The sequence below is a fragment of the Pantoea sp. Acro-807 genome, assembly GCF_011752675.1.
GTDB classification, from domain to species: domain Bacteria; phylum Pseudomonadota; class Gammaproteobacteria; order Enterobacterales; family Enterobacteriaceae; genus Pantoea; species Pantoea eucrina.
Genome location: NZ_VWXE01000001.1, coordinates 568,407 through 579,442, shown reverse-complemented (window position 1 = coordinate 579,442; position 11,036 = coordinate 568,407). Strand labels below are relative to the sequence as shown.

Here is an 11,036-nt window from a genome sequence, read left to right as displayed (position 1 = left end):
AACCCGGCAGTTTAAGAAACAGAATCAACTGATAGTATAGGCTGTTAACCGGCAACAGAATGTTCTGCTGCACGATCTGGTTTCAGGGTGAAACCAGCCTGTATAGGATGAACCGGAAGCTTATGAGCGCTGTAAAACCTGAACGCGAATATTTTCTCGACTCGATTCGAGCTTACCTGATGCTGCTGGGGGTACCGTTTCACGTCTCGCTGATCTACTCGACACAGCGCTGGTCCGTAAACAGCCAGGATGCCACGCTGTGGCTGACCATTTTTAACGATTTCATCCATGCATTTCGCATGCAGGTGTTTTTTGTTATCTCCGGCTATTTTTCCTACATGCTTTATCTGCGCTACCAGCCGGCACGCTGGCTGAAAGTCAGGCTGGAGCGCGTGGGCATTCCGCTGCTCGCCGCTATCCCGCTGATTACGCTGCCGCAGTTCTTTCTGCTGAAATATCTCACTCATAAGCTTGATGGCTGGGATCGCTTTTCAGCGTATGACAAATACAATGCTCTGGCGTGGGATCTGATCTCGCACCTCTGGTTTCTGCTGGTCCTGGTGATCCTGACGGCGCTGGGTATGCTGACATTTCGCTGGCTGCGCAACCAGCAAAGCACGCGTAACTATCAGCAGACAGGCTGGGGTAGCGTAACGCTGGCACTGCTGGGCTACGCGCTACTGTGGTGCCTGCTGCGTCGCACGCTGCTGCTGCTGACGCCGGGCATCATGATGGATGGACTCTTTACCATTGCGGTCATGCAAACGCTGACGTATCTGCCGTTCTTTATGCTGGGCGCGCTGAGCTGGAAACATCCGCCGCTGAAAGCGCTGTTTGTGCGGTTCAACCCGCTGATCTGCTTTGGCACCGTGCCGGTCTTTATCGCCTACTACCTGAATCAGCGCTATGGCAACGGCGACGGCTGGCTCTATGAGACCGATATGCTGCTTTCAACGCTGATGGGCGTGTGCATGCTGAACGTCTGCTATAGCGTCGGGCACCGCCTGCTGAACAGCCACTCTCCGCGTATCGTTTATCTGGTTAACGCCTCGCTGTTTATCTATCTCGTCCATCATCCGCTCACTATCCTGTATGGGATATATGTGACGCCGCACATCAGCAATAACACGCTGGGTTTCTTTGTTGGGCTGATAACGGTATTTGCCGCAGCGTTTGCGCTTTATGAGATCCACCTGCGTATCCCGCTGCTGCGCTTTCTGTTTTCCGGCAAAAAGGCGGCGCAGAAAGGGTGAGGCTGCACCGGCGGCGCGTTTCAGCGCGCCGCTACAGCAGCCACTCTACCGGCAGCCGCCATACCAGCCGCACCAGCAGGCGCTGCAGCAGCGTTGACTGCGGTTCATGTTTATGTACCACTTCTGCGCCCTGCTCATCCTGTTCTATCCAGTTCACCCGGCCCCACTTGTCCAGCCGCAGCGTCCAGGCCCGATGTTGCATACCGCGACTGAAGCGATCATGCGTCTGGCGCGCCAGGGCTTCACTCTCAATGACCAGTCCCATTTCGGTGTTCAGCACCGCAGAGCGGGGGTCAAAATTAAATGAACCCACAAAGACTTTGCGATTATCAACGGTAAACGTTTTTGCATGCAGGCTGGAGCCGGAGTTACCCGTTAACCCGCGATCGTGCGGTGGTTCGCCGGCGTGTGCCTGAGGTTTCAGCTCATATAGCGCAATACCGTGACGCAGCAACTTTTTTCGCCAGCGCGCATACCCGGCATGCACCACGGTGACATCATTGGCCGCCAGTGAGTTGGTCAGTACGGCGATACGCACGCCGCGCCGGCGCAGTGACAATAGCTGCGCCACCCCGGCGCGGGTCGGGACAAAATAGGCTGAGATAATATCGAACTGCTGCTGTGGCGTGCCGATGACCTCCAGCATCCGCTGCGGCAGCAGGCTGCTGCGTCTGGCTTTGCCCAGCCCTTTGCGCGGATCGTCGCTCAGCAGGCGCGCCTCAGCCCAGGTCATCGCCAGCGCGCCCTGCTCCAGCTGGCTGACAAAATCGGAGTGGTTAAGACGCGCCAGATAACGCTGCACCGCCTCGCTCTGCTGCCACTCCGGCGGCAGGCGCACCGCTTCGCCCTCATCGCTGCGCACGTCCACTACGCTGCGCAGCGGCGATACCGCCTGGCTATGCCAGTAGCGCTCGAAATCTGCGGTAACCTCATCGACGACCGGCCCGATGGCCAGCACGTCGAGATCGGTAAACAGGGGCTCATTGCCGGTACCAAAATATTCATCCCCGACGTTGCGCCCCCCCACCAGCGTTGCGGCGCCATCTACCGTCAGACTTTTATTATGCATCCGGCGATTGAGGCGCGCGAAGTCAGTCAGGTAGCCCAGCGCGCGCAGCGTGCGGAATGAAAACGGGTTAAACAGCCTGACCGAAATGTTCGGATGACGTTCCAGCTCCGCCAGCGTGTTATCCAGCCCCGGCGTATTGTTATCATCCAGCAGTAAGCGCACCCTGATACCGCGGCCGGCAGCGTCCAGCAGCGCGCTGAATAGCAGGCGTCCGGACATGTCGTTATGCCAGATATAGTACTGCACATCGATAGTGTGCCGCGCCATGCTCATCAGCAGGTAACGCGCAGCAAACGCGTCAAGCCCGTCGTTAAGCGGATGGATGCCGCTCAGGCCGGGATGCTGCGCGCACTGCTGCGCCACGCTTTGCCGTAATTCATCGCCCGCGGCTAACTGGCCGGGCAGCGCTGCTGCTTCGCTCATACTGGATCCCTGAATACGTAATCACGCTTATTATTGGCATTGTCGCTGTGGCAGGCAACCTGCATGCCTGACCGGCAGAGCCGGCTGCTAATTTAGTCTAGACTTAGCCCGTGGTTCTGCATCGGGCGATTACCCTGAGGAGTGAAATATGACCGCGTTACTGCCTCATTATCAACCCCGGCTTTTTCGCAGTTTTTTTCAGGGCAGCTTTCCCTGCTCTACCGCCTGTCGCAGCGGCGGCCGCCGTCTGGATATGGTTGTCAGTAGCGGACACGATATGCTGCTGGACAAAGATTACGCCGCGCTGGTGCGGGAAGGTTTGCTCACGGCGCGCGACGGTGCGCGCTGGCATCTGATTGAAGCGACGCCTGACCACTACGACTGGCGCTCCTTTCTGCCAATGATCCATGCGGCCGCACGCCACAATATGCAGATTATCTGGGAGCTGGCGCATTTTGGTTATCCGGCGCACCTCGATATCTGGAAACCGGCGTTCGTTGAGCACTTTGCCCGCTATGCACGCGCTATGGCACAGCTGATGCGCGATGAGGGCGTGGAGCAGCCGTTTTTTACCCCGATTAATCAAATCTCATTCTGGGCCTGGGCCGGGGCTGATGTTTCATGGCTCGATCCTTACGCCAGCGAACGCGGACGCGATCTGAAGCGCCAGCTGGTGCGCGCCTCGCTGGCCGCGATACATGCGATCCGCGATGTCTATCCTGAAGCACGCTTTGTGCTGACCGATCCGCTGGTGCAGATCGCTGCCGATCCGGATAAGCCAGAGAGTGCCGGGCATGCTGCCCGGCAGCATGAGATGCAGTTTGAAGCATGGGACTGGCTGGCCGGGCGCGCTGAACCGGGACTCGGCGGACAGGCGGACTTTCTCGATATTCTGGGCCTGAACTACTATCCCGACAACCACTGGTTCTGGTCAGGCGATACCCTGCCACCCGATCATCCGCAGCGTCAGCCCCTGCACCAGCTGCTGCTGGCGTGCTGGCAGCGCTATCAGCGTCCGCTGCTGCTGGCGGAAACGGGGGCTGAAGGCGATGCGCGCGCGCCATGGCTGCGGCACGTCAGTGCGGAAGCGCGGCTGGCGCTGGCTCAGGGCGTTGCGCTGGAGGGAATTTCACTCTATCCGGTGGTGGAGTATCCCGCCTGGGCGGACGATCGCCGCTCTCCCGGCGCCCTGTTCGGGCTGGGCGATCCTAACGGTAATCGTACTCTGCATGAGGGACTGGCCCTGGAGCTGCGCGGTCAGCAGATCAAATGGCAGCGTCAGGAGCGCTGAGCGTGACGGGAAGCGGGCGCACAGCTTCTGGCGTCCTGCAGCGTATCGGCAGGACGGCGCACATCGGTAAGCCAGGTCATGGTAACAAGAAAAATCACGCCAATCAGACAGGCACAGAGTAAGGCGATGATAGCGATCAGTTTATCGTCGCGAGCGTCCATTTAGCTCTCCTTGCAGGCGTTGATACTGCGTTGCAGGCGTTAGCTCATCCACAGAGTGAGCATCAGGACAAAGATTATAAGCGTTACCGAAGTGACCGCAAGAACCACGATAGCGAAGTGCGCATCATCAAGCGGTTGACGGTGAGACTCGTCGTTATCGTCAGGTGGGGCCGGCAAACTCATGAAAACTCAATAGCGTAAGCAGAATCAGGGCAAAATTGCGCGCTGAGTGTAATGGAAAGTGATAAATATTTCACGACTATTTCTGTGCGAAACAGATACCGCACGTGACTTTATTACTTTCCTGCTACCGCCAGGATCCCGCTTCAGGCGGCGTGCCAGCCGCCACCCAGCGCCCGATAGAGATCGATTTGCGCCTGCAGCAGATTATTTTTTACCGAGACAATATTAAGCTGCGTGCTGAACAGCGTACGCTGTGCATCAAGCTCATCAAGATACGAAGCATAACCATTCTGATAGCGATTGCGGGCAATCCGGTACGCTTCCGCTACAAACTGCTCCTGCTTTTGCAGTTCCGCCAGCTGCTCCTGATTACGGCGGATCGCATCCAGCGCATCCTCTGTTTCTGAGAAAGCGTTACGCACCGTTTTTTCATAGCTATAGAGCGCCTGATTGCGCGTAGCCATCTGCACGTCAACCTGTGCCGTCAGCGCTTCGCGATTAAGCAGCGGTGCCAGGATACTGCCCCCCAGGCTCCAGAGACGAAACGGATTATCCAGTAGCGTGTGCAGCTCGCTGCTTTGCAGCGTGCCGCTGGCGGTGAGGTTGAGTGAAGGCAGCAGTCTGGCGCGTGCGGACGCCAGAGAGGCATCTGCTGCCAGCAGCTCACGCTGCGCCTGAACAATGTCGGGACGCCGGTTCAGCAGCTGCGACGGCAGCAGCGCAGGCAGAGCGTGCGGCCGGATGTTGTCAAAGTGATGGCTGCGTGCGATTTCACGCGGGTTCATGCCCGCCAGGACGCTTAATGCGTTCTCCTGCTGCGCGATCTGATGCTGCAGCTGCGGAATTTGCGCGCTGGCCGTCTGGTACTCTGACTCCGCCTGCATCCACTCCAGTCGCGACGTATAGCCGGTTTCAAACTGGCGCCGGGCAAGCTGGCGGGAGTTTTCGCGCGTTGCCAGCGTCGCCTGCGTCACGCGCAGCTGTTCATCCAGCGAGGCAAGCGTAACGTAGCCCGATGCCACTGAGCTGGCAACGGTAAGCTCAGCCGCCGCCGCAGCAGCACGCTGCGCCTCCAGCGTCGCCTCCGCCGCGCGTATGCTGTTACTGCGGCTGCCCCAGAGATCGACCTCATAATTAGCCTGCAGTAAACCCTGAAACACCGCGCTTTCATAAGGCTGGCCGGTTGCCGCCGAGAGCGAACGCTGACGGCTGGCAGCCACACCGGCAGAGAGCGCCGGAAAGTTATCGCCCTGCGCTGCGCGCACCTGCGCCCGGTACTGATCGACCCGCGCCCGGGCAAGAAGAATATCGCTATTATATTTCAGTGCCTGACTGACCAGACGATTCAGATCGCTGTCGCCAAAGGTGCGCCACCATGCGGCTTCCGGCGGCGCCTGCGGTCCGGTCCGATCGCGCCACTGCTCCGGGATGGGCAGCGAAGCGGGCGCTTTTTCAACCTGGGTCGCACAGCCGCTGAGCAGTAGCAGCGCAAGTGATAAAGGTAGCAGCAGCTTCACGGCGTCTCCTTCGCCGGCTCTGCGGCAGTATCGATGCTGACCTCCACTGACATGCCCGGACGCAGCAGCTGCTGCGCATCGGGATCAAGGCCGATCCGTACCGGAATGCGCTGCGCAATCTTCACAAAGTTTCCGGTGGCATTGTCGGGGGAGATGGCGCTGAACTCTGAGCCAGCCGCAGGAGAGATAAACTCTACTCTGCCGCTGAAGCGCCGGCCGTTAAGCGCATCAACGCTAAACGTTACCGGTAAGCCCGGGCGAATATGTGCCAGCTGCGTCTCTTTAAAATTGGCAATCACCCACTTTTTATCCGGCACCACCGAAGTGAGACGCGTACCGGCGGTAACATAGGTTCCTTTACGCACGGAGAGCTGTCCCAGCTGACCACTATCAGGCGCCACAATCCGGGTGTTAGCAAGGTCGATATTCGCCAGCTCCAGCGCCGCACGGGCGTTAGCCACGTCAGCTTCCAGCGAAGCGCGGTTTACTACCACCGTTTGCAGATTCTGTTGCGCTACGGCAACCTGCGCTTCGGCCTGCCGCATCTGCGCCTGCGCCTGCGCATCCGCGGCACGCGACGCATCACGCTCGCGCACCGAAAGCGACCCATCCGACGCCAGATTTTCCACCCGTTTCAGGTCGAGCCCGCTTTTCTGCCTCTGTGCCCGGGCATTCTCCAGCGCGGCTTTATTGCTGAGAATGGTCGCTTCAGCGCTTTTTCGCTGCTGCTGATTATTTTTCAGTGCCGCCACTTTCATCTCCAGCTGCGCCTGAGCCTGATGCACGCGCTGACGATAGATACGATCGTCAATGGTCATCAGCAGCTCGCCCTGCTTCACCGGCTGCAGATCCACAACTTCAACGCCGGTCAGATAGCCGCTGACCTGCGGACTGATAAAGGTGATCTGACCGCGCACATAGGCGTTTTCCGTGGTCTGTACGCTGCTGGTAAACGGCCAGAGCTGCCAGGCATAAAGAATTACCAGCACACCCACAATCACAATTCCCGCGCCAGCGGCGATAGAAAGCGTGCGGCGGCGATGCGCACGTTCGCGCTCAGCCACCTGCAGATCATCCTGTTGACTCATCTCTTCTCCGTTTAGTTCGCTGAGGGCGCTGTCTGACGCGGCTCATCCTGATGATTTTTCGCCTGCCGCCACGCAAGATAACGCTGACGCGACAGCCGCCATAATACCCACAGCAGCGTGCACATCGCCAGGGCTGCCGTGAGCAGATAAGTGTCATTATACGCAAGGACGTTCGCCTGCAGCGTGGCGACGGTCTGCAGCTGGCTGCTGCTCTGGGCGCCCAGCAGCACGCTATCGGTCAGCTGACTGCGAAACAGCGCGCTGTACTGATCCAACCGTTCCGTCACGTTAGGATCGAACTGCGAGAGTTTGTCGGCCAGCAGGCTGGAGTGATACTTCTCCCGCCAGGTCTGAAACGTTCCGAGAATGGCTGAACCAATCAGCCCGCCCAGATTCTGGCTCATACCAAACAGCACCACAAAGCTGACCAGGTTTTTCGGCTGCGTCACCACGCTGCCGATCCCCAGCAGCATCGCTGGCGCCAGGAAAAAGGCGCTGCTGAAGCCCAGCAGGAACTGGCTAAAATAGAGGTTGTGCGCGCGCGTCAGCGGATTTGACTGCGCGTCCATCAGCGAAGCCACAATCATGATCGCCAGCGAGGTCACAATTGGCCAGTTAAGCTGGCCAGGCTTGATGGTCAGCGCACTGGCGATGATGCCGCAGATGACGCCGGCAATAATGGCCAGCGCCAGGCCATGCAGCTGATCGTTAAGCAGCCCCAGCTGCTGTAAAAAGCCGATCGCCCCGGTGTTCTGCTCAGCCAGCACAATACGGATCATGATCATGGCGATACCCAGCCGGACAATCATGCCGCTACTCAGCCAGCGGGTGTTGATCAGTGGATTGGTCCGGTTATGCTCCACCACAACGGCTGAAACAATCAGCACCAGCGCCAGCACCAGACAGACGCCCAGCCACGGCGTGGTAAACCACCATTCGATGCGTCCCAGTGACAGCACACCGCACAGCAGCGCCATACCCGGTGCCAGCAGCAGAAACGTGACAAAATCGAGTTTTTCAAACGCTTTAATGCGGTCTCCCGGGGGCAGCCTGACCACCAGCACGCAGCCGAGCGCAATCAGCGCCAGCCCAAGCTCAAACAGATAGAGACCACGCCACTCCTCCAGCTGCAGCAGCTCGGTAGAAAAGAGTCGCGCCAGCGGGATCGCCAGCTGGGAAGCCGTGATACCGATCACCAGCGCTTTCAGCCGGTGTTTTGCCGGCCACGCCTGTACCTGATAGTAGATCCCCAGCGAACTGAGCGCGGCAGCCACCATTCCGTGTGCGGTGCGCACAATGATGGCGGAACTGAGATCGTTGGCGAACAGATGAAAAAACGCCACGATGACATACAGCACCAGAAACGCTTCGGTAAACAGCCGCAGGCCAAACTGCTGGCGAAATTTTACCAGCAGCAGGTTAATTGAAATGTTTCCCATCACATAAACCGCCGGCAGCCAGGCGATCTCATTGCTGTAAGCGGCAAACGTCCCCTGCAGATTGGTCAGGTTTGCCGTGACCAGCGCGTTGCTGAGCGCGCCGGTCAGCGTGATCAGCAAGCCAATCAGGCCAAACGCGACGCGCTTGCCTGGCGAATGCAGCGGCGTGGAGGGGGAGCCTGGCAGCATCGGCTTTTCATGCGGCAGCCATTCCCGCTGCGCGTAGGGATTACGTCTGGCCATGCTCAGGCGCTACCCAGACGATCGAGCAGCTGCTGCAGCACCGTCTCCGTGACAGCCAGCGCAGCGGGATCGATATCAGCCAGCAGCTGACTGCGCAGATCGTCTGCCTGCGCTTTGACCTGAGTAAACGCCTGCTCTCCCTGCGTCGTCAGCACCAGCAGACGCTTACGCCGATCTTCGGGCGTTTGCAGACGAGCCAGCAGCTGCTGCTTCACAAGCCGATCCACCAGTGGCACCACGCTCGCGTCCTCCAGACCCAGCTGCTGCGCCAGCGCTTTCTGCGTCAGCGGCTGACTGGCGGTGGCGACGCTGGCAATCGCCATCCAGCTGCTCATACTTAAATCGCTCTCTTTCAGCCGGCGATCGACCGCCAGCCGCCATGCGTGAGCCGTCTGATGTAAAAGCCGGGAAAAGGGCTGCGGGTAGTCGGTCAAGATTAGCCACCTAATGGTTAGATACCTAACTAAAAGAAGGCGTAATTATAATTCACGCCGCTATAAAAGGGAAAAGGTTGTATCGATTTGAGATAAAAACCTGTACATGTCAGACCACAGCCTGCCGTAACCCCCGCTAACCGGCTAATATCGCACAAAATGCTTAAGAAATTAGTTGTACACAAACCCTTTTTTTGTATAACTTTAGCGCCATGAATCGGCTGACGATTCAGTAACGAATGATGCTTTTGCGTCGCCTCTGCAGGTGTTTTTGGATTTCCACCTGCAGAGGTTATTTTTTTACCCTGCTGCTCTCTCTCTCTTTCGCTGGTCTGGGCCACCAATGACCGGTAACATTCGCACGCTAAACATCCTGTTTTTCTGCTGCCTCGCTGCCGCATACGCTTTATAACTTAAGAGTCCGCACACGTTATGAATTCACAAACCGATCGCAATAGTGCTGACGCGGGCGATTTAACGGTCGCCCGCGTTCTGCGTTCACCCGCCCTGCTTACCCGCGAATGCCTGGCCGGGGTGATCACCGCGCTGGCACTCATTCCTGAAGTTATCTCTTTCTCTGTTATTGCGGGCGTTGATCCTAAAGTCAGCCTGATCGCTTCGGTCGTGCTCTGTCTGACGCTCTCACTGCTGGGCGGGCGTCCGGCGATGGTGACCGCGGCGGCCGGTTCAGTGGCGCTGGTTATTGGCCCGATGGTTCATGCGCACGGCGTGGCCTATATTCTGCCTGCCGTGATTCTGGCGGGCATTATTCAGATTGTGTTTGGCGTCACCGGCCTTTCGCGCATGATGCGTTATATCCCGCGTTCGGTGATGCTGGGCTTTGTCAACGCGCTGGGCGTACTGATTTTCTTTGCGCAGGTGCCGCACGTCTGGGGCCACTCTGCGCTGGTCTGGGGCCTGTTTGCCGCCACGCTGGCCATTGTGCTGCTGCTGCCGCGCGTACTGAAAAGTGTTCCCTCACCGCTGGTTGCCATTGTCGTGGTTACCGCCGTCGCTCTGCTGCTCGGTTATCGCGTACCCAGCGTGGGCGATGAAGGTCCGATGAGCGCCGGGCTGCCCGGGTTTACCGAACTGCTGGTGCCGCTGAACCTGCAGACGCTGCAGATCGTCTGGCCCGCCGCGCTCTCCGTTGCGTTTGTTGGCCTGATGGAGTCGCTGCTGACGGCAAAGCTGGTGGACGATCTTACCGACACGCCATCAGGAAAACGGCGCGAATCCTGGGCGCTGGGCATTGGCAATATTCTCGCCGGTTTCTACGGCGGCATCGCCGGCTGCGCCATGATTGGGCAGACAATTGTCAACGTCGAGCTGGGCCGCGCGCGTACCCGGATTTCAACCATAGCGGCGGCACTGGTACTGCTGCTGCTGGTTACTGGCCTGAGCCATATCATGGCGCAGATCCCGATGGTGGTTCTGGCGGGCATTATGATGGTGGTGGCGGTGAAGACCGTTAACTGGCACAGCCTGCAACCCGCAACGCTGAAACGGATGCCGTGGTCAGAGACGCTGGTGATGGTGGTGACTGTCGCGATCACCGTCTGGACCAGCAACCTGGCGATTGGCGTGCTGCTCGGCGTGATTCTGGCCATGATGCTGTTTGCCCGGCGTATCGCCCATGTTATTCATGCCGAGCGCACGCTCAGCCCGGAAGGGGATCGGGTTCACTACACCGTACGCGGTCCGCTATTTTTCGCCAGCAGTAATGACCTGTTCGAGCACTTTGATTATGGCCACGATCCGAGCCAGGTCACTATCGATCTGACGCACGCTCAGATCTGGGACGCCTCCAGCGTCGCCGCGCTGGACGCTATCGAATACCGTTATCAGCGTCACGGTGCCACAGTTACCTTTACCGGTCTGGATAACCGCAGCAGCGATTTTCGCGATCGCCTGAGCGGCAACCTCGGTTAATCC

At 58.6% G+C, this 11,036-nt stretch carries 9 protein-coding genes; 3 read left to right on the top strand and 6 right to left on the bottom strand.

Annotated elements, in window-relative coordinates; translation table 11 throughout:
• Nucleotides 1-122: 122 nt before the first annotated feature.
• Nucleotides 123-1,253, top strand: a complete 1,131-nt coding sequence (gene mdoC / locus F3J39_RS02755; RefSeq protein ID WP_039385787.1) for a glucans biosynthesis protein MdoC — start codon at nt 123-125, stop codon at nt 1,251-1,253.
• 31 nt (nt 1,254-1,284) lie between these two features.
• Here the strand turns inward: mdoC and F3J39_RS02750 are convergent, their stop codons facing one another.
• The gene (locus F3J39_RS02750; RefSeq protein WP_039383744.1) at nt 1,285-2,745 is read right to left on the bottom strand and encodes a phospholipase D family protein; all 1,461 of its coding nucleotides are present in this window, start codon (nt 2,743-2,745) and stop codon (nt 1,285-1,287) included.
• A 148-nt stretch (nt 2,746-2,893) separates the two neighbouring features.
• On the opposite strand from F3J39_RS02750, the gene F3J39_RS02745 reads away from it, so the two are divergent.
• Nucleotides 2,894-4,036: a beta-glucosidase gene (locus F3J39_RS02745; RefSeq protein WP_166713814.1), complete on the top strand. Its 1,143-nt coding sequence runs from the start codon at nt 2,894-2,896 to the stop codon at nt 4,034-4,036.
• Here F3J39_RS02745 and F3J39_RS02740 read toward each other — a convergent pair.
• The 5 genes from F3J39_RS02740 to F3J39_RS02720 form a co-directional block, all read right to left on the bottom strand.
• Nucleotides 4,024-4,197 carry a hypothetical protein gene (locus tag F3J39_RS02740; RefSeq protein WP_158086437.1) on the bottom strand — a complete coding sequence of 58 codons (174 nt, stop codon included), beginning with the start codon at nt 4,195-4,197 and terminating at the stop codon, nt 4,024-4,026. The two genes, F3J39_RS02745 and F3J39_RS02740, sit on opposite strands and share 13 nt — an antisense overlap.
• Before the next feature lie 326 nt (nt 4,198-4,523).
• On the bottom strand, nt 4,524-5,897 hold the full coding sequence (locus tag F3J39_RS02735) for an efflux transporter outer membrane subunit (protein ID WP_104084762.1): 1,374 nt from the start codon (nt 5,895-5,897) through the stop codon (nt 4,524-4,526).
• Nucleotides 5,894-6,985, bottom strand: a complete 1,092-nt coding sequence (locus F3J39_RS02730; RefSeq protein WP_039383736.1) for an HlyD family secretion protein — start codon at nt 6,983-6,985, stop codon at nt 5,894-5,896. The genes F3J39_RS02735 and F3J39_RS02730 overlap by 4 nt, the downstream gene beginning before the upstream one ends.
• A gap of 11 nt (nt 6,986-6,996) precedes the next feature.
• The gene (locus tag F3J39_RS02725; protein ID WP_166713813.1) at nt 6,997-8,667 is read right to left on the bottom strand and encodes an MFS transporter; all 1,671 of its coding nucleotides are present in this window, start codon (nt 8,665-8,667) and stop codon (nt 6,997-6,999) included.
• Between the two features lie 2 nt (nt 8,668-8,669).
• Nucleotides 8,670-9,101, bottom strand: coding sequence for a MarR family transcriptional regulator (locus F3J39_RS02720; protein ID WP_039383731.1), 432 nt, complete (start codon nt 9,099-9,101; stop codon nt 8,670-8,672).
• Between the two features lie 432 nt (nt 9,102-9,533).
• Here F3J39_RS02720 and F3J39_RS02715 point away from each other — a divergent pair, with 432 nt between their 5' ends.
• Nucleotides 9,534-11,033 carry a SulP family inorganic anion transporter gene (locus F3J39_RS02715; RefSeq protein ID WP_039383728.1) on the top strand — a complete coding sequence of 500 codons (1,500 nt, stop codon included), beginning with the start codon at nt 9,534-9,536 and terminating at the stop codon, nt 11,031-11,033.
• The last annotated feature ends 3 nt before the right edge of the window (nt 11,034-11,036 follow it).